The organism is Candidatus Poriferisodalis sp. (assembly GCF_965208555.1).
GTDB lineage: Bacteria > Actinomycetota > Acidimicrobiia > Acidimicrobiales > Poriferisodalaceae > Poriferisodalis.
Map to the genome: position 1 here is coordinate 2574561 of NZ_OZ242342.1, position 18395 is coordinate 2592955.

Here is an 18395-nt window from a genome sequence, read left to right on the forward strand (position 1 = left end):
GCCGGAACGGACAGAAACGGACACGACGACGACCGCGAGTGAGTTGCGCGCGGGCGCGACGGCGGGACGCGTGTTCTCCAACGGTTCTGCGGGTTTGCGGCTGTCGGGAGCGCTGTCCGGGCCCGGGTCAGGACCGGCGCGGGATCGGCTTGACAGGCGCCTGTGGGCCTGTTAGCAATACGAACGTTTCAGGCACGCCCGAAAATCGCCTCTGACCAGCAGGTTTAGATCGTCAGAGGGCGCGCGAACAGCTCAGTTGCTGGCTTGAGAGCCGGCGTCGGGCCGCAGCTCCGGTGCCGCAGAGCGCCGGAGTCAGTCAGACACAGCGGGGATGGCCAGGCGCAGCACGTCGGGCACCCACTCGAGCCGGAGCTCGTTGACGGCGCCGAGGTGATCGCCGTCGAGCTGATGGCCGAACGGGCGCCTTCCTGTCACGGTGAGCTCGCGTACGTCGTCGATGCGCTGCACCACGCTCGGATCGGTATCGCTCAGGCTGCCGTTGGCGCCGAACACCGCCGAGAGCACGCCGAGCGCGTCAGCGAGCTTGAGCGACCGCAGGCCCACCACGGACAGCCCGGTATGCAGCGTCGCCGCCGGTGCGATCCGAACCGGACGGCTGCCGAGGAAGGTGTACGGGTCGGTGTTGGCCACGACGACAACGAAGCAGCCGTCCATGACTGCTACTGCTGGCGCAGTCGTTCGAACTCCCAGCGTTCCTGTCTGCCGGTCATAGCGGCGCAGGGTGTCGAGGCCAGCGAGCAGGAACAGCGGGTGGCCGAGATACCGCTTGAGCGTCGGGTGCCGCTCGACCTGCTCCACCACGGCAGCGTCGAGTCCCATGCCGCAGTGGAACAGGAAGTAGCGACCGGAGGTGCGCCCGAGCCCCGCCGAGGTGATGTTGCCGGCATCGAACGCGTCAAGAACCGCTTCGGTTGCCAGCAGCGGGTCGTCAGGCGTGCCGATCGTTCGTGCGAACACATTGGTAGAACCGCCCGGCAAGGCAGCGAGTACGCAGTCAGTGCCGGCAACGCCGTTGGCCGCTTCGTTGAGGGTGCCGTCGCCGCCCAGCACGACCACTGCGTCGGTGCCGGTGGTGGCTGCCCCGCGGGCGAGACGGGCCGCGTGCCCTCGCCGGTTGGTGAAAGCCACCTCGGTGTCGTGCCGCTCCGAGAGCGCCGTGTGGATCAGCACGCGCGTGCGCGCTGTCGTCGACGATGCCGAATCGTTGACCAGCAGCAGGACACGCACCGCGCAAGTCTCGCCCCGGCGTGAGCATGCGAGCGCCATCGGGCAGGGCGCGCGCCTGCGAGCGTGATCAGACATCGGGTGTGGCATCGGTGCCGTGAGTCGGCAGACTGCCCGGCCATGAAGGTCGTTGTGTGCGTCAAGCAGATCCCAGACCCGGCCATACCGGGAGAGCTGCTCCCAGATACCGGGACCCTGAACCGGGACGACAAGCTGATCCTGGACGAATCCGACTCATACGGCGTCGAGATGGCACTGCAGCTCGCCGAGGCCGCCGGCGGCGGCCAAGTATCGCTGGTGTCGATGGCGCCGCGATCGGAGACAAGCGGTCTGCGCACGGCGCTCGCCATGGGTGCCGACGACGCTGTGCTCATCAGCGACGATGCGCTCGCCGGCAGCGACGCGCTCGGCACGGCCAAGGTGCTGGGTGCCGCGATTGCCGGTCTCGAAGCCGACCTTGTGCTGGCCGGCGTCGAATCCAGCGACGGGTACACGGGCACCGTTCCCGAGATGATCGCCGGAGTGATGGGGCTGCCGTCGGTGACCTTCGCGAAGCACATCGAGATCGCCGACGGCGTCGCCAGCGTGCAGCGGCAGACCGAAGCCGGCTACGACCAGGTGGAGTGCGCCCTCCCGGCGGTCGTGTCGGTGACGGCCGGCGTGGTGGAGCCGCGCTACCCCTCGTTCAAGGGGATCATGGCGGCCAAGAAGAAGCCGGTCGATGCGAAGGATCTTTCGGCCCTCGGCATCGATGCGGCATCCGTCGGCGTAGCGGGCGCTCGCCAGGAGACGGTCGAGGTGACCGACGCTCCCGAGCGCGAGGCCGGCGAGATCATCACCGACGAAGGCGATGCGCACGCCAACATCGTCGAATTCCTGACTGAACTCAAGGTGATTTGAGAATGACGCTTGCACAGATTCTGCTCTTCGCCGAAGGCGACGCCGACGGTCCCTCCGGCCTCACGCTGGAGCTGGCCACCAAGGCCCGGGCGCTGGCCGACACTGTGACGGCCTTCGCCCCCGCACACGGCGAGGCCATGGCCGCCGAACTGGGCGCCCACGGCGTGTCGACCGTGTACGCACTGGACGGACTCGGCGACGGACTCGTCGGTGTTCACGCCGCCGCCGCGCTTGCCGCCCATATCGAAGCCACCTCGCCAGATGCCGTGTTCTTCGGCCAGACCACCGACGGGCGCGACACCGCCGCCCGCCTGGCAGTACTGGCGGATCGCCCGGTGTCCACCAACAACGTCGGCGCCGAGGTCGTTGACGGAGGACTCGTCACCGAGGAGCCGATCTTCGGCGGGACGCAGAACATTTTCACCGCGTACCGCGCGCCAGCGCCGGCACTCGCGATGTTCCGTCCGAAGAGCTTCGAGGCCGAGCCCAGCGGCGGCGGGGCTGCCGCTGTCGAGAGCGTCGCAGCGGTCGATCCGGGCGAAGCGGGACGGGCAACGGTGACCGGCCGCCATGCCGAGGAGCGCTCCGGCCCCCAGCTCGACGACGCCGCTGTCGTGGTGTCGGGCGGTCGCGGACTGGGCCAGCCCGAGGCGTACTCGATGGTCGACGAGCTGGCGGGCCTGCTGGGGGCGGCATCCGGCGCTTCGCGGGCCATTGTGGACGCCGGCTGGGTTCCCTACGCCAAGCAGGTGGGCCAGACCGGCAAGGTCGTCAAGCCCAACGTGTACATCGCGTGCGGCATCTCGGGCGCAACCCAGCATCTGGTGGGCATGAAGGGCTCCAAGAACATTGTGGCCATCAACAAGGATCCCGAGGCGCCGATCTTCGGTGTTGCTGATCTGGGCATCGTCGGCGACGTGCACAAGGTGATGCCGGCGCTGATCGAAGCGCTCAAGTCCCGCTAGACGAGCGGCTGTCGCATTCCCGCTCGTCAGACGAGCGGCTGTCGCATTCCCGCTCGTCAGACGAGCGGCCAGGGCCAGCGGCGGCCGCCGTCGTCATCGGGGAACCTGCCGAAGCCGGCGAGCCACTCGGCGCGCTCCGCCAGCGCGCTGAGCTCGTCGGGCCGCAGCCACTGCCCGAGCTCGGCAGGCGGATCAGCTGCTGATCCGATGGCGGCGCCGAGATCGTCGTCGAACGATTCGCCGCCGAAATCCCAGATGACCGTCCGCAGCTTGAAGTCGCTGGCGAAGCACAAGCCCTGGTCGATGCCGTAGATCGGTCCCCACCGTGACGCCAGGCAGTGTCCCGACTTGCGGTCGGTGTTGTTGGCGATGAGATCGAAGGCGCAGATGCGCCGCAGGTCGCCGTGGTGCCGATCCTCGGCAACCAGCGTGAAGTAGTGCTCCTCGAAGTTGGCGTCGATGAAGAGCTGGACCGAGCCCACCCCGTACGGGCCGTCCCGCTCGACCGTGGGCGGGATGACGTTCCAGCCCAAGGCCTGCGACAGCTCGAACGCTGCGATCTCGCGCCGGTACAGGCCGGAGGGGAAATCCCACAACGGCCGCTCTCCCCGCTCGGGCTTGTAGATCGCGGCGGTGGGCGTGGAGGCGTGATCGATGCGCACCAGGAACGTGGCGTTGCTGCTGTAGGGCATCCGTCCCAGGACCGAGATGTCGCCCTGATGCAGCACTTCCAGGGCTTCAGCAGTGGGCGCGTCCCAGATGACCGGCAGCTCGAGTCGCTCGCCGTCCTCGCTGCGGGGCAGCACATGGTGGGGGGCCGGTTCGTTCACACCGAACCGTCACCAGGCTGAACCATCACGTGCGGGGCGGACGGTGCCCGTTGCGCATGCCGAAGTCACGGCCTTCCTCGACCAGCAGCATCGCCTGCTGAGCGAATCCGAGCGCTGTCGCGTAGTCGAGATGAATTCGGGCTCGACCGCCGGTGCGCTCGTCGTCGGGAGCCGGCATCTCGCCCGGGGAGCCAGTGCCGGCTTCAGCGTCGTCGTCTTCGTCTTCGATCTCGTCGGCGATGACCACGATGACCTTGCCGTCGGTGTCCATGCCGGTGGCGAGGCGGCCCACGGTCCACGCGGCGGTCACCGGTTCGACCAGCTCGCCGAAGGCCGCCGCAGGACCGTCGTAGCTCTCGCCCTCGAGCAGCTCGCTGAGCAGGTTCGCCAGCGCCCAGACCTGCCCCTTCTCCAGCTTCAGCGAGACGACGTGGCCCGCCTCGGAGGCTTGCAGGAAGAAGATCCGCTGGCCGGGCGGCCCCACGGTGCCGGCGAGGAATGTGTCGGGGTTGCGGAGGTCGAAGTCGTCGCTCATGCCGGAGCCAATGCCGCCAGGTCGGACGTGCTGTTGGTGGCCAGCACGACAGGGCCGTCAGCGGAGTACAGGATCGCAGTCACCGAGCACGGCGACACCACAATTCGCTGGAACAGATCGAGATGGGTCCCCATGGCGTCGGCCACCAGCGCTCGTATGGGGTCGGCGTGGCTGACGGCGACGACGGTCGCGCCGCGATGGCGGGCCGCCAGCTCGCTCGCCGTCGCCGCAATGCGCGCCTGCATCTGCCGGAACGTCTCACCGTCGGGAAAGCGAAATCCGCTCGGGTAGCGCTGCACCTGCGACCACGCGGCCAGCTTGCGCAGCTGATTGAGCTTGCGGCCCGTCCAGCGGCCCATGTCGAGTTCGTTGAGGCCGTCATGGGTGCGCACGGTGCGCGCGACGGCTGCGGCAATCGGCGTGGCGGTCTCCTGCGCGCGCTCCAGCGGGCTGGCGTACACGGCGGCCACCCGGCGCCCCCCTGCGGCGATGCGCTCCGCAGCACGCTGCGCCTGCTGCGTTCCGGCCTCCGACAGGTGCACCCCGGGTCGCCGGCCGTAGAGCTCGACGCCAGTGGTCGGCGTGAGGCCGTGGCGGACGAACAGCAGCAGAGTGGGTCGGGGTCGGCTCGGCACCGAGTTGAAGCTACTTGGCCGGCAGCAGCGCCGACTGGCACACTCGCAGGGTGAGCGGCCCCCCGAGTCCGACCCCCGATGCCGTGGCACTGCACTCGCTGAACACCGAGGTGGCAGCGTGCCGGCGCTGCGACCGGCTGGTGGCATGGCGTGAGCAGACTGCCGCCGACAAGCGGGCTGCGTTCGCCGACGAGGACTACTGGGGCCGGGGCGTGCCCGGCTTCGGCGACCCCGCCGCAGCGGTGGTTTTGGTGGGCCTCGCGCCGGCCGCGCACGGCGCAAACCGCACGGGCCGCATGTTCACCGGCGACCGCTCGGGCGACTTCCTCTACGCCGCCCTGCATCGCTGCGGCTTTGCCAATCAGCCGACTTCGGTGCGCGCCGGCGACGGCCTTGCGCTGCGCGATGCGTACATCACGGCGGCAGTCCGATGCGCGCCGCCGGCCAACAAGCCCACTCCTGTCGAGCGGGACAGCTGCCGGCCGTTTCTCGAACGCGAGCTGGCGCTGCTGGCGAACGCTCGCGTCGCGGTTGCCTTGGGAGGGTTCGCCTACGGCGTGCTGTGCACGATCGGCGGCGTGCGGCCGCGGCCCCGCTTCGGGCACGGCGCCATCGCCGACGTGCCACCCGTCAGCAGTTCGGCTGGAGCCCCGGCATTGGGCGGCATCTCCCGCATCGTGTGCTCCTTCCACCCCAGCCAGCAGAACACCTTCACTGGCCGCCTCACCGCCGACATGGCCGATACGGTCCTCCGCAATGCACGCCGGCTGGCGAACCTCCCGCCTGCCTGAAACGAGTCAGTCCCTGCTGAGGCGGGCTGCATGCCTGGTCGCCGCGGTGCTGGCATCGGCGGGGATGCTCGCGTGCTCAGCCACCGTGATCGAAGTGGAGCCGACCGGCGATCAGCATGTGACGGATGCCGACGGGTCGCTGGGCAATCCGGGCACGCTCGCACCGCCGACCGTGCCCGGCACCGGAGCACCCGGACTGCTCGCGATCGAACCGCTCGTGGCCTTCATGGACGCGTGCGTGGCAGACGCCGGTCTCGTGGGTCCCTGCCATTGTGCCGCCGACCGCATGGAGGGCAGCCTCACCGCCATTGATCTCGAGGTGTTCGAGGACCGCATGTCGGGTGCCCTGGAGTTCTCTCCTGAGCTGGCCGCCGCATTGGTGGACTGCCGTGAGGCTGCGCCGCCGCCCGCATGGTCAGCCGCACGGCAGCAGACGTACCTGGATGCGTGCTCGGCCGGTTCCGACCGATTGAGGAGCCTGTGTGCCTGTTCGCTGGCCCGGGCTCAGGAGGTGGTGCCGGCCCATCGGTTGAACGACTTCCTCGCCAGCAACGAAGCTCAGCCCGGCATCGTCGACTTCATGAACCTCTGCCTCTGACGGCGCCGAGGCCGCGAGCAGCTATTTCTTGGTGGGCTCGGGCAGCAGCGCCGGCTTCTCCCATGCGAACTTGGGCCAGCGGACACGCGACTTCTCGCTGAGCTTGTGCATGAGCGCGATGGCGCCCGGATCTTCGTCGCCGGGCCGCCCGATCAGCGATCCGTCGGCGAGCATCTTCATGATGATCTCGCGCCCGATGTCGGTGCGGACGATGGTGAGGGTCCAGTCGTTGTACTTGCCGATGCCGCCGGTGGAGATGTCGGCGTGCTCGGCGGCGAAGTCGGGGCAGTGGTTGCAGCCCTCGCGGGTCCAGGCGTGGCATTCCTTGAGGTTGATCTCGTAGTAGCCGCCGTCGTGGGTCCAGATCTGGAAGACGCCTTTGATGTTGGTCTTGCGGATGCGGTGGCGGTCGAGCCCGTACTTCTGCTCGAACAGCTCCTCGAAGATCGCCTCGTCGAACGACTTCGAGCACAGCAGGCCGATGTTCAGCACGAACCGGTTGCCGACCTTGCCCACCTTGCGCGACTTGGCGACGGGCACGATCGAGCTCTGGCAGCTCATGCCGACCAGCGCGATCTTCTGTGCTCCGGCCTCCATCGCTTCGTCGTAGGCGAGCGTGTTGGCCGAGTAGGTGTAGCGGCTGCCCGCACCGCGCAGCACGTCGTCGCGGTTGAAGGCCACGCCCGGCGAGGCGGTCCACTGGTTGCCCTCGCCCTCGCCGACATAGGACGTCAGCGCAGCGTCGATGTAGCCATGGTCGAGCGCCCAGATGAGGATGGCCGAGACCAGCCCTCCGTCCTGGCCGATCTCGTGGACGAAGTCGTCAGAGGCCCTGGTCAGGATGATGTCCTTGAACACGCCCGACGGCTCATCCGCGGTGCGGTGGCGCCCGAACATGAAGTCGTCGGCCTCGTCCTCCCAGGTGCGAAAGCGGGGGCACGCACGGGTGCAGCTGGTGCAGCCCTTCTGGCCGTGGCCGCAGTCGTCGAGCCCCAGCTCCTCTTCGAGATGGAATGGTGTGAAGCCGCCCTGGACGTGCTCGTAGCCGATGACGTCGTGCGGGCACGAGATCACGCAGCCCGCGCAGCCGGTGCACAGCCCGGTGGTGATGACCTCGTCGTACAGCTCCTTCCACTGGAAGGTCCAGCGCTGGGGCGCGCCGTTCGCTGCTGGGGGCGCTTCAGTCGTTTCCCCGGTCATTGCCATGTCGCCAGACTACGGCAGGCGCTCCGGCGACGAACAGCGACGACGTTGCAGGGCAGCACAGTCGGTCTGGGCCCGCAGGACGCTGAATCCGCTGCTCAGGGCTCTAGGGTGGCCCGCCGTGACCGAGGCCGAACTGCTGGAGATGCTGTCGGAGGGACGGGTGGCGACCCTCGCGACAATCCGGTCCGACGGACGCGTCGACCTGGTGCCGTGCACGTATGCGTTCGAGGACGACGTTGTGGTGACCGCCGTCGACCACAAGCCCAAGACCACTATGGATCTCAAGCGGCTCGACAACGTCCGGCGCTTTCCCGAGGTCACGATGCTGATCGAGCATTACGACGACGAGAATTGGGAGCGCTTGTGGTGGGTGCGCCTGCGGGGCCGGGCCGTTGTGCACACCGAAGGCGCCCAGCACCGAAATGCCATCGAGCTGTTGTGCAAGCGCTACCCGCAGTACGCCGCCGAGCCGCCGGTCGGCGCCGCCATCGTCATCCAGCGCACCGAATTGACCGGCTGGTCCGCGACGGGCTGAACACGCACAGCGCTGCCGGCGCAGCGCCCTCGGCAGGATTCGAACCTGCGCACATGGCTCCGGAGGCCACTGCTCTATCCCCTGAGCTACGAGGGCTGAAGGTCCGGCTCAGTTCGATTCCCGGACCCGATGACCGGTCAAGCTACCGACCAAGAGGCGGCACGACCCCGGTCTCGGAGCGCCTGCGCACAATTGTCACGGGGTTCGGCACCCGGCAGGGATAGGTTCGCCTCGGTGATGGAGCCGTAGTGATGGAAGCAGCGCTGGCTGGTGCTATCTCACAGGCGTTGACGCGCCTTGGCGTCGACGCTGACCCGTCGCGTCTGGGCCTCGAACGCCCGGCTCGTGCCGACCACGGCGACTGGTCCACGAACGCAGCGCTGGTCAACGCCAAGAGTGCTCAGATGGCGCCCCGCGAACTGGCTGAGCGACTCGCCGCAGAGCTCGACGGCGCCGGATTGCCGCATCTCGAACGAACCGAGGTAGCGGGGCCCGGTTTCGTGAACCTGCACCTGTCGCCGACCTGGCTGCACGAAGTGCTCACAGCGGTGCTGCGCCTCGGCGTCGATGCCTATGCGCGCCACGACCTCGGTGCCGGACAGACCGTCAACCTCGAGTTCGTGTCGGCCAATCCCACCGGACCGCTGCACGCAGGCGGCGGCCGCTGGGGGGCCTTCGGCGACAGCCTCGCCCGAATCTTCCTCCGTTGCGGCTATGAGACCGTCACCGAGTACTACGTCAATGACCGCGGCACGCAGATGGAGCTCTTCGGGCGTTCTCTGGCAGCCCGACTCGACGACCGGCCCGTGCCCGACGACGGCTATCACGGCGAGTACGTCGCCGAGTGGGCAACCGAGCTGGCGGCGGAGTTGAGCGCTGGCGCGGCTCCGGGCGAAGTCGATCGCGCGGCGGCGCTCGAAGCACTCGGCGGCTCGGCTTACGCGGCGTCCTGGGGACGCGACCGCGCCTTGCGTGACGTCAGCGAAGCGCTCGAGGCAATGAATGTCGGCTTCGACCACTGGCAGAGCGAGAACAAGCTGATGGCTTCAGGCGCTATGGACGATGTCCTGGCGCGGCTGAGCGATGCGGGCTGGACCTACGCCGCCGACGGCGCCGAATGGCTGGCAACCAGCAGGTTCGAGGACACGAAGGATCGAGTGCTGCGACGCAGCGACGGCGAGCCCACGTACTTCCTGCCCGACATTGCGTACCACCACCAGAAGTTCAGCCGCGGCGGCCGCGACATCGACCTCGTCATTGACGTGCTCGGCGCGGATCACCATGGGTACGTGCCGCGCATCGCGGCGGCGATGCAGATGCTGGGGCACCCGGCGGGGTCCTATGAGGCCATCGTCGGCCAGAACGTGACGCTCATGCGCGACGGCCAGGTCATCGAGCTGTCCAAGCGCACGGGCACCATGGTCGAGGTGCGTGAGCTCATCGACGCGGTGGGCCCCGACGTGGCGCGCTTCGCCTTCCTGCTGCAGTCGATCGACTCGCGCCAGACCATCGACATCGACCTGCTATCGGCCCAAGCGGCAGAGAATCCCGTCTTCTACGTCCAGTACGCGCACGCCCGGATTGCCTCGGTCGCCCGGCGCGCCGAATCGACTGGGATCGAACCCGTGCCGCCTGCGGGCACCGATCTGGGACCGCTGGTCGGTGAGCGAGAAGTAGCGCTGCTGCGCGCACTCGAAGTGCTGCCGTCGGTGGTCGAGATAGCGCTGCGTGAGCGAGCGCCCCACAAGGTGACGACGTGGGTACGCGACCTTGCTGCCGCATTCCACGGCTTCTACCACGACTGCCCGATCCTGCACAGCGACAATCCGCCGGAGGTGCGTGACGCCCGATTGTGCCTGACCGAGGGCACGCGCATCGGCTTGGCGATCGGCCTCGACCTGCTCGGCGTGGACGCGCCGGAGGCAATGTGAGTGCGTCGAGGAACCGGTGAATCGAGGATGCAGTCATGAACGCTGAAGCGCCCGAGGCGGCACCCTCCGGCACCGGGGCGAACGCCGATGACCCAAGCGGACCGATTCCTTCGCGCTTGCTGCCCGACACCTCCGAGGTCTCCGATCAGGGGCACCTTCGCATCGGCGGCTGCGACCTCGTCGACTTGGCGTCCGAGTTCGGCACGCCGCTGTTCGTCTATGACGAGGCGCATCTGCGCGCACGCTGCCGGGAGGCAGTAGCGGCGTTCGAGGGCGGAGCGGCCTACGCCGCCAAGGCGTTCCTGTGTGCGGCGATGGCGCGCTTGGCGATCTCCGAAGGCATGGACATCGACGTGTCCAGCGGCGGCGAACTGGAGACGGTGCTGCGAGCTTTCAACAGCGACCGTGTTCACGAGATCGCCGAGCGCGTTGTCCTGCACGGCAACAACAAATCGGCGGACGAGCTGGCGATGGCCCGGGATGCAGGCGTGGGCCGCATGGTCGTCGATTCGTTCGAAGAACTGGATCGCCTCGACGACCTGCACCGCGTCGACGGCAAGGTGCCGCGAGTTCTGTTGCGCGTGACGCCTGGCGTGCGGGCGGAGACGCACGAGTACATCTCCACCGGGCAGGCCGACTCCAAGTTCGGCTTCGGCATCGGGCAGGGCGTGGCGGTCGCCGCAGTCGAGCGCGCAGCAGCGATGTCGTCTGTGGAGCTGGTCGGCATCCACTGTCATATCGGCAGCCAGGTGTTCCGCACCGAAAGCTTGGCCAGGGCGCTGGACATCGTGGCCGAGTTCGCGGCGCCGCTGTTCGGCGACTCGGGGCCGGCGGCTGGCCGTCTCGAAGAATTGTCGATGGGCGGCGGGCTCGGCGTGGCGTATGTCGAATCGGAGCGGGCGCCCACGATCGCCGAGTGGGGAGACGCCTTGTCGACCAGCTGGGCCGCTTTCGCGCGGCGGCACGGCCTCGAGGCACGGCTCGTCGCGGAACCGGGGAGGGCCATCGCCGCCGCTGCCGCAGTGACGCTCTACACCGTGGGAGCCCTCAAGGAGGTATCGGGCGTCCGGACCTACGCGGCCGTCGACGGCGGCTACGGCGACAACCCGCGCCCGATGCTCTACGGCAGCGATTACACGGCGTTCATGCCCGCCCGTGCCGGCGAGCCCCGTCCCGATCGGGTGCGTCTGGTGGGCAAGCACTGCGAATCGGGTGACGTGATCGTTCGGTCTGCCCCGGTGCCTGCAGGACTCGCGGTCGGCGACCTCGTCGCCACGCCGGTGACCGGGGCCTACGGCTATTCGATGGGCGCGCCCTACAACCGCATCGGCCGTCCGGCTGTCGTGTTCGTGGCCGATGGCGAAGCCCGGCTCGTCGTCCGGCGCGAGACCGTCGACGACATGCTTGCCCTCGACATCGACTGACCTCGGCTGCCGGGGTGCCGTATGGTGCTGCTTGAACGCTCATAGTGAACTTGTTCATGTCTTGAGTTGGCGAGGGCCTGCCACATGCTCCCTGCGGTATTCGCCGTCTTCGGTGCCCTGATCGGCTTGGCCGCTGGACCGGCGGGCCTCCCCGTCGGTGCCGCCCTCGGCTATCTCGTCGGACGAGACATCCGGTCTCGCGAGATGCGCTCACGCCTGGACTCGCTCGAGCGGGCCGTCGATGCCCTTCGCCAACGTGACCCTGCATCCGCGGAATCAGAGACGATGCAAGAAGCTCTTGGGACGACTCGGCCTGGGTCCGCGACCGAGCGAGAACCGGGACCCGAATCCGACCCGAACCGTTCGCCGATACTCGACCGTGAGCCCAAGCCGGAGTCCGCGCCCGATCCCGAACTGCCGTCCGACTCGTCCGAGGCTGAGTCCGCACCGTCGCCCGAACCACCCGAATCCGATCCAACACCGGCGAGACCACCGAGCGCCCCCGGCCGGAGGCCGCGCCCTGCACCTGCACCCGGTCCAGCGCCGGCACACCACCCCACCTCGGCGTCGCGCCCGGTACCAGCCCAGTCTCCGACCCTGCCGACGCGGCGCGTACAGCGCCCGGCTCCTGCACCGGGTCCGACGTCAGCGCCCCGGCCGTCGGTGCCCGCTACACGAACGCAGCGGGCGCCTCGGCCAGCAACGAGTTCTGGGCCGCCCGACTGGGTATCTGTCGGGATCGGCCGAGTGCGCACGTGGCTGCTGACCGGCAACTCGCCCGTAAAGATCGGGATCATCGTCTCGCTGATCGGGCTGGGATTCCTCGTGCGGGAAGCAGCGGTCCGGGGTTGGGTGGACTTCACGATCGAAATGCGCCTCGCAGCGGCGACCGTGTTCGGCCTCGCCATGCTGGGATTCGGCTGGCATCAGCGAGCGCGACGGCCGATCTACGGCCTCAGCCTGCAAGGCGGCGGCATCGCCGTGCTGTACCTGGTGACGCTCGCCTCATACGCGCTGTACGACCTGTTGCCCCCGCTGCTGGCACTCGTCGCGGTGGTGCTGATCACCGCGTCAGCCGGCACGCTCGCCATGATCCAGAACTCGCTGACGCTGGCGATGCTGGGGCTCATCGGCGGCTACTCCGCGCCCCTGCTGGCGTTCGAGTGGCCCCGGGATCATCTGGCTGTCTTCAGTGCCTACGCCGTGCTGGGCGTCGCGGTGGTGACCGTCGGCCGGCTCAAGGCATGGCCGCTGCTGATGGTGTCGGGCTATCTCTCCACGTTCGTCGTGGCTGGGCTCTGGCTGTTCGCCCGGCAGGACCACGGCGACTGGCTGCAGCTGCAGCCCTTCGTCGCCTACTTCGTCCTGCTCTACGCACTCGTGCCGCTGGCATGGCCGCCTGTGCCATCGGGGCGCGCTGAGCCCATCGGGTTCGAGAACATGTGGATCACGCCCCTGGTGTTCTGCACCCCGTTCGCAGGGCTGGCGATGCAGGCGGCGCTGGTCGGCCACCTGCGATACGGCGTGGCGATCAGCTGCGCAGTGCTGGCCGTGGCATATGCGGCGCTGCATCAGCTCTCTCGCCGCCTGCGATCCACCGGCACGCAGTTCGAACTCGCCTATGCCGCACTCGCCGTGGTGTTCTGCGCGACCGCTGTCCCGCTGTTCCTCGGCGCATCGGCCACCTCGGCGATCTGGGCGGTACAGGGAGCGGTGCTGGTGTGGGCCAGTTCGCGATGGGGCTCACGGCTGGCATTGCTGGGCGGAGCGGTGCTGCAGATCGCAGCTGCCATCGCCTACGCGGTGCGGATCTCCCTCGACTCCATGGACTGGGCCACCGGGGCGGTGTTCGGGTTCTGGGCCGAGGCCACGCCCGTGCTCAATGCGTATGCACTCGGTGCGATTGTGATGGCGGCCTGCGGGTTGACCAGCTCGGAATCGCTTCGCCGCTCAGCGCATTTCGAGGCGTGGGGTTCCCGGCTGTGGGTCGCCGCACTGGCCTGGGGCGCCGGCTGGATCCTGTTTGCGGAGACCGCTGCGGTCTGGCTGAGACTCGGGCTGTTGGCCGCTGCCGGGCTGTGGGCAGTGCAGGGGACGGTGCTGGTGTGGGTGGCGTCACGGCGCCGCTTGATGCCGGTAGCGGTTGTCGGCATCACCATGCAGGCGGCAGCGGGCACCGCAGCACTCCTCGAGTTGGCACAGGACGCTGCGGAGCTGTCTCCCGACTCGTTCGGGTTCTGGGAGAACACGCCGGCTGTGCTCAATCAGTACTTCGCTGTCACCGTCCTATTGGCGGCGTGCGGGTGTTTCAGCGCCGCTGCGATTTCCCGCTTGGTGGCCTCTCGCGACGATGCCTGGCATGCAGTCATGTACTCGGCGCTGGCCATGGGGGCCGGCTGGTTCCTGTTCGCCGAGTCGGCCGAGATGTGGGTACGGGCTGGTCCGTTCGCCGTGTCGGCGATGTGGACCGTCGAGGGCGCGGTGCTGGTGTGGCTCGCCACGCGGCACCGGTCGACGTTGGGCGTCAGCATCGGCGGGTTGCTGCAACTGGCCGCTGGTGGGATGTTGGGCTTCGGATTGGCCGAGGACAGCGTGGATCACTCGTCGGTGCCGGGCATGTGGGAAGAGGCGACCCCGATCCTGAATCAGTATTTCGGCGTTGGCGTCCTGCTGGCCGCCGGTGGCATCGCGAGCGCTGTGATGGTCTTCCGGTCCTCATCGGCACTCAGCAATGCGCGAGTACCGATGATGTGGCTGTCGCTGCTGTGGGGTGTCGGCTGGTGGCTCTTCGCAGCAGCGACGCAGCTCTGGGTGGTGACCGATGACTATCGGCTGTGGGCGCTGTCTCTGCTCGTGGTCGGCACGCTGTCGGCGATCGTGGTTGCCGGCCGGAAGTTGAGGTGGGCGGCGCTCGAGTGGGCTCGCGTGCTGATTCTGCCGACGCTCGGCGTGGCACTGGTCATCGCCATAGCCAGCAAGGACTACCCGTCAGCCGACTGGGGCTGGACAGCATGGCCCCTCATGATCGGTGCGTTCGTGGTGTTCCTGCGAACCGGCGGCGACAAGCTCGAGGCGATTGGTCTCTACGGCGGCCTATATGGCGTTCTGAGCGTGTTCCTGGCCGCCGAGGTCTACGGCCAGCTGGCCCGGACTGCCGCAGGGGAGTGGCCGCTCTACGGGTCCGCGGCCGCGCTGCTGCTGTGGCTGTGGGTGTCGTTGCGTGCCCGCCCGGTCGCGTCATGGATTGTGGGCGATGGTTGGCGTGACTGCCTGCTGTATGGCATCACACCGGTTGTTTGGGCCGCCGCTGCGGGTGCGGGTATTGCTGTGGTCAACCACCCCGGCAACGTCGATCCGCTGCAGTTCCTGCCGATACTCAACCCCGTCGACATCTTCGCCGCAGCCTCGGTCATCTTGCTGTTGAGGTGGAAGCGCGAGATGGTCGCGGAGCTGTCTGCTGATTCGGACAGCTTGACCCCTGCCATCGGAAGCCTGCTTCGCCTGGCAGCGACGCCGTGGCTTGCTGTGCTCAGCGCGGCGGGTGTGGCAGCGCTCACGATGAGCGCCGCCCGGACGGTCCACCATTGGGCAGACGTGCCGTTCGACCTGAGATCGCTCGTGTACTCCACGGAGCTGCAGGTAGCGCTGTCGATCCTGTGGGCTGCGACGGCATTGGCCGCGATGGTCGTCGGCGTGAGAGCGGCCGACCGGCGCATCTGGATCGTCGGCGCGTCGTGGATGGGGGTCGTGGTGATCAAGCTCTTCTTGGTCGACCTCGCAAGCCTGGCTGCGCTGCCGAAAGCCGGGTCGTTCATCGGCGTCGGAATCGTGCTGCTGATCGTCGGCTATCTGGCTCCGGTTCCGCCATCGCAGGCCAAGGCTGTGAGATCAGACGACGATCCGGGAACGCGCGGCCGATCCTCGAGTGGGACGGCTGTGTGACCGTCTGGGCCAACAAGCGACTCGACATGTCGATGTCGGCGTGGCTGCGAGCCGTGCTGGCATGCGGGCGCCCAGCCCTCACTGATGGAGCGGCATCGCTGGAACGGGGGTGGGATCCAGATGGAGCCGGTGTCGTCGGGCTTTCCGTGCGCTCGCTCTTCGATCTCTGGATCCGCGCCCAGCGCTGGCGACAGGGTGACCGCATCGTCTTCTCTGCCCTCACCGTTGCCGACATGCCCGCAATCGCCCGCGCGAACGGTCTCCACGTCATCTCACTCGACATTGACCCCGTCAGCGGCGAGCCGAGTGCCGATGCGCTCGAGGACCTGATGGACCAGCGAACCCGCGCCGTGGTGCTGACTCACCTGTTCGGCGCACGCGCCCCAACCGATGCTCTGCGGCGGGCGGCACATGCAAACGGGTCGCTGTTCGTCGAGGACTGCGCCGAGGCCTACGCAGGGCCCCAGTGGCGGGGCCATCCCGACAGCGACGTCGCGCTGTTCAGCTTCGGCCCGATCAAGACCGCCACGGCCGCAGCCGGAGGTCTCGCTCGCGTACGTGACCTCGAAGTGCGCGATGAGATGCGACGTCTGGCCGCTGAGATGCCAGTGCAGCGCCGGCCGGATCAGCTCCGTCGGCTGTTGAAGTTCGGTCTGCTCAACTCGCTCGCATCACCTCGAGTATTCGGGCTCATCGTTCGGATCCTCGACACATTTGGACCTGGCCACGACGAGGTGCTGCAGCGGCTCACACGAGGGTTCGGCGGCTCCGACCTCCTGGACCGGATCCGGCGCCGGCCGTCCGCACCGCTCGTACGCACGCTCGGCGATCGCCTTGATGAGGGTGATGAGCCTGTCCGCCGCCGTATCGGCCCGGCCAGTCGAGTAGTTCATGGGCTCGGCGGCGCGCTCGTCCCGACATCCAGCGCTGCTGAGCACGCCTACTGGCTGATCCCGGTGCTTGCTCCCGATCCGCAGGCATTGGTCAACCGCTTGGCTGAAGCTGGCTTCCATGCCACTCAGGGACGTGCGTTTGCGGTCGTTGAGCACGATGATCCGAGCGACGGGACTCCGCCGCTGGGGGCGCGCCGCCTATTCGAGCACGCGGTCTATCTGCCGTTCGACCCGTCCATGCCCGACCCAGTGCTTGACCGTCTGGCAGCGATGGTCTCAGAAGAGGCACGGCTGCAGGGCCACCAAGACGGCGGCAGCCCGCCCGATGCTCGGCCACCGCCCCCCGGCGTAGACGAACTGTCAGCGTGACGCCCAAGCTCACCCCCGCCTCCCGCGCTGAGCTGCTCGACGAACTCGAGACCACTCGCTTTGACATAGTCGTGATCGGCGGTGGCATCGCCGGAGCCGGGATTGCCCGGGAGGCTGCTGCGAGAGGCCTGCGGGTGGCGCTCTGCGAGGCCGACGACTTCGGGATCGGCACGTCGTCGCGATCGTCCAAGTTGATTCACGGCGGTCTCCGGTATCTCGCCCAAGGGCGATTCGACTTCGTCCGCCGCACTGCCCGAGAGCGGAACGCAGTTCACGCCATGGCGCCCCACCTGGCGCGTCCGTGCTGGATGGTGGCACCGGCTCGCCACTGGCTGCAGGCCCAAGGATTCCGCTGCGCACTTGCGGTGTACGAGCGCTTGGGCGGCGTCAGCCGCGGTGACGCGCACCTCAGCTGGGACAGGGCTCAGCTGGGACAGCGTGAACCGTCGATTCGACTTGACGCTTACGGGCGTGCAATTGCCTTCCGTGAGTTCCTCACCGATGACGTGCGGCTCGTCCTCGCGGTGCTGAGAGCGGCAGCCGCATCAGGTGCCGTGCTGGCGACCAGAACGCCGGTGCGCAATCTCCTGCGTCAGGGGAGTGTCGTGAGCGGAGTCGTGGTGCATTGTCCCCTCACGGGCCGCGAGGTCGAAGTTCGCGCAAGCACTGTCGTCAACGCCGCCGGACCCTGGGTCGATCGCCTCGCGCTGCTTGAGGCTGAGCCTCCCGCCGCTCAAGTCGTGGTGTCCAAGGGCGTGCACCTTGTCGTGGACCGCTCCCGTCTCCCGATCGAGCATCCGATCCTGTGCGTGGCACCGGATCGCCGTTGGATCTTTGCCGTCCCGCGTCGCGATGTCGTGTACATCGGGACGACAGAGACGGATCATGACGGCGATCGCGCCGTCTGGCCCACGGTCGACCGGTCCGACGTGGACTACCTGCTCACTGCGCTCAATGGGTACTTCACGACGAGCCCACTGAAACCCGATGACGTGCAGGCCGCCTGGGCCGGTCTGCGCACTCTGCCGGTACGCGGCGTCCGCAAGTCGATCAGGATGTCGCGCGAAGCCGAACTGCGCATAGGTCCCGGGAAGCTGCTGTCGATCTCGGGGGGCAAGCTCACCGGATTCGCGGGGTTGGCAGCCGACGCTGTGGATCTCGTCGGCAGGCTCGCAGGTCGCGAACTGAGGCCCGGTCCGGGCGTGCGGCCGCTCCCGGGTGCTGCCTCAGAACCTGTCGTCTCCGATGAGCGACTGCATCAGCTCTACGGCGCTGACGCATCGGACGTCGTGAGCCTGGGTGCGGCGAGATTGGTCGAGGGCGCCCCGGTGCTGACAGGCGAAGTCGATTGGGCGGTCGACGTCGAGGCCGCCACCACGCTGGAAGACGTGATCTACCGCCGCACGCTGGCCGCTTGGTTCTTGCCCAGACACCGGTCGGATCTAGCCGAGGTCATCGCGGACCGGATGGCAGTCCTGCTCGGCTGGAGCCCGCACGCTCGACAAGCCCAGGTCGAAGCGGTGCAACTGCGGTTCGCGGCCGAAGTGGCGTTCGCGTAAATCCCTGCGGGGGGACGCGGGCGCTGGCGGTACCGTT

Annotated in this window: 15 protein-coding genes and 1 tRNA gene; 10 read left to right on the top strand and 6 right to left on the bottom strand. The window is 68.2% G+C overall.

Going from position 1 to position 18395, the window contains the following annotated elements; genetic code table 11:
• Positions 1–312 precede the first annotated feature (312 nt).
• Complete coding sequence (locus tag ACOGXE_RS11860; RefSeq protein WP_419931123.1) at positions 313–1248, bottom strand: diacylglycerol/lipid kinase family protein; 936 nt, start codon at positions 1246–1248, stop codon at positions 313–315.
• 117 nt (positions 1249–1365) lie between these two features.
• On the opposite strand from ACOGXE_RS11860, the gene ACOGXE_RS11865 reads away from it, so the two are divergent.
• Both ACOGXE_RS11865 and ACOGXE_RS11870 read left to right on the top strand, forming a co-directional pair.
• Entirely contained in the window at positions 1366–2145 is a 780-nt protein-coding gene (locus ACOGXE_RS11865) for an electron transfer flavoprotein subunit beta/FixA family protein (RefSeq protein ID WP_419931124.1), read from the top strand.
• 2 nt (positions 2146–2147) lie between these two features.
• Complete coding sequence (locus ACOGXE_RS11870) at positions 2148–3110, top strand: electron transfer flavoprotein subunit alpha/FixB family protein (protein WP_419931125.1); 963 nt, start codon at positions 2148–2150, stop codon at positions 3108–3110.
• Between the two features lie 56 nt (positions 3111–3166).
• On the opposite strand, the gene ACOGXE_RS11875 is transcribed toward ACOGXE_RS11870, so the two are convergent.
• The 3 genes from ACOGXE_RS11875 to ACOGXE_RS11885 are packed head-to-tail and all read right to left on the bottom strand — an operon-like array spanning position 3167 to position 5110.
• Positions 3167–3940, bottom strand: coding sequence for an SCO1664 family protein (locus tag ACOGXE_RS11875; RefSeq protein ID WP_419931126.1), 774 nt, complete (start codon positions 3938–3940; stop codon positions 3167–3169).
• Between the two features lie 25 nt (positions 3941–3965).
• A complete protein-coding gene (locus ACOGXE_RS11880) occupies positions 3966–4475 on the bottom strand; it encodes a DUF3090 family protein (protein WP_419931127.1) in 510 nt (169 codons plus the stop codon).
• Complete coding sequence (locus tag ACOGXE_RS11885; protein WP_419931128.1) at positions 4472–5110, bottom strand: MSMEG_4193 family putative phosphomutase; 639 nt, start codon at positions 5108–5110, stop codon at positions 4472–4474. The genes ACOGXE_RS11880 and ACOGXE_RS11885 overlap by 4 nt, the downstream gene beginning before the upstream one ends.
• A 50-nt stretch (positions 5111–5160) precedes the next feature.
• Here ACOGXE_RS11885 and ACOGXE_RS11890 point away from each other — a divergent pair, with 50 nt between their 5' ends.
• Positions 5161–5901: a uracil-DNA glycosylase gene (locus ACOGXE_RS11890; RefSeq protein ID WP_419931129.1), complete on the top strand. Its 741-nt coding sequence runs from the start codon at positions 5161–5163 to the stop codon at positions 5899–5901.
• Positions 5867–6499, top strand: coding sequence for a hypothetical protein (locus tag ACOGXE_RS11895; protein ID WP_419931130.1), 633 nt, complete (start codon positions 5867–5869; stop codon positions 6497–6499). The genes ACOGXE_RS11890 and ACOGXE_RS11895 overlap by 35 nt, the downstream gene beginning before the upstream one ends.
• 21 nt (positions 6500–6520) lie before the next feature.
• On the opposite strand, the gene ACOGXE_RS11900 is transcribed toward ACOGXE_RS11895, so the two are convergent.
• Entirely contained in the window at positions 6521–7705 is a 1185-nt protein-coding gene (locus tag ACOGXE_RS11900) for a Coenzyme F420 hydrogenase/dehydrogenase, beta subunit C-terminal domain (protein ID WP_419931131.1), read from the bottom strand.
• A 118-nt stretch (positions 7706–7823) separates the two neighbouring features.
• On the opposite strand from ACOGXE_RS11900, the gene ACOGXE_RS11905 reads away from it, so the two are divergent.
• Entirely contained in the window at positions 7824–8240 is a 417-nt protein-coding gene (locus ACOGXE_RS11905; RefSeq protein WP_419931132.1) for a TIGR03668 family PPOX class F420-dependent oxidoreductase, read from the top strand.
• A gap of 24 nt (positions 8241–8264) precedes the next feature.
• On the opposite strand, the gene ACOGXE_RS11910 is transcribed toward ACOGXE_RS11905, so the two are convergent.
• Positions 8265–8336 (bottom strand) — tRNA-Arg (locus tag ACOGXE_RS11910).
• 155 nt (positions 8337–8491) lie between these two features.
• Here ACOGXE_RS11910 and argS point away from each other — a divergent pair.
• From argS to ACOGXE_RS11935, 5 genes are all read left to right on the top strand, one after another.
• Positions 8492–10171 carry an arginine--tRNA ligase gene (gene argS / locus ACOGXE_RS11915; RefSeq protein ID WP_419931133.1) on the top strand — a complete coding sequence of 560 codons (1680 nt, stop codon included), beginning with the start codon at positions 8492–8494 and terminating at the stop codon, positions 10169–10171.
• Positions 10172–10206: 35 nt separating this feature from the next.
• Positions 10207–11595, top strand: a complete 1389-nt coding sequence (gene lysA / locus ACOGXE_RS11920; RefSeq protein ID WP_419931134.1) for a diaminopimelate decarboxylase — start codon at positions 10207–10209, stop codon at positions 11593–11595.
• 747 nt (positions 11596–12342) lie between these two features.
• Complete coding sequence (locus ACOGXE_RS11925) at positions 12343–15537, top strand: DUF2339 domain-containing protein (protein WP_419931135.1); 3195 nt, start codon at positions 12343–12345, stop codon at positions 15535–15537.
• On the top strand, positions 15534–16799 hold the full coding sequence (locus ACOGXE_RS11930; protein WP_419931136.1) for a DegT/DnrJ/EryC1/StrS family aminotransferase: 1266 nt from the start codon (positions 15534–15536) through the stop codon (positions 16797–16799). The genes ACOGXE_RS11925 and ACOGXE_RS11930 overlap by 4 nt, the downstream gene beginning before the upstream one ends.
• Positions 16796–18358, top strand: a complete 1563-nt coding sequence (locus ACOGXE_RS11935) for a glycerol-3-phosphate dehydrogenase/oxidase (protein WP_419931137.1) — start codon at positions 16796–16798, stop codon at positions 18356–18358. The genes ACOGXE_RS11930 and ACOGXE_RS11935 overlap by 4 nt, the downstream gene beginning before the upstream one ends.
• The last annotated feature ends 37 nt before the right edge of the window (positions 18359–18395 follow it).

Bases quoted from the DNA above. Each gene is read 5' to 3' on its own strand.
- argS (WP_419931133.1), top strand. From the start codon at position 8,492: ATGGAAGCAGCGCTGGCTGGTGCTATCTCACAGGCGTTGACGCGCCTT.
- ACOGXE_RS11880 (WP_419931127.1), bottom strand. From the start codon at position 4,475: ATGAGCGACGACTTCGACCTCCGCAACCCCGACACATTCCTCGCCGGC.
- ACOGXE_RS11900 (WP_419931131.1), bottom strand. From the start codon at position 7,705: ATGGCAATGACCGGGGAAACGACTGAAGCGCCCCCAGCAGCGAACGGC.
- ACOGXE_RS11865 (WP_419931124.1), top strand. From the start codon at position 1,366: ATGAAGGTCGTTGTGTGCGTCAAGCAGATCCCAGACCCGGCCATACCG.
- ACOGXE_RS11870 (WP_419931125.1), top strand. From the start codon at position 2,148: ATGACGCTTGCACAGATTCTGCTCTTCGCCGAAGGCGACGCCGACGGT.
- lysA (WP_419931134.1), top strand. From the start codon at position 10,207: ATGAACGCTGAAGCGCCCGAGGCGGCACCCTCCGGCACCGGGGCGAAC.
- ACOGXE_RS11895 (WP_419931130.1), top strand. From the start codon at position 5,867: ATGCACGCCGGCTGGCGAACCTCCCGCCTGCCTGAAACGAGTCAGTCC.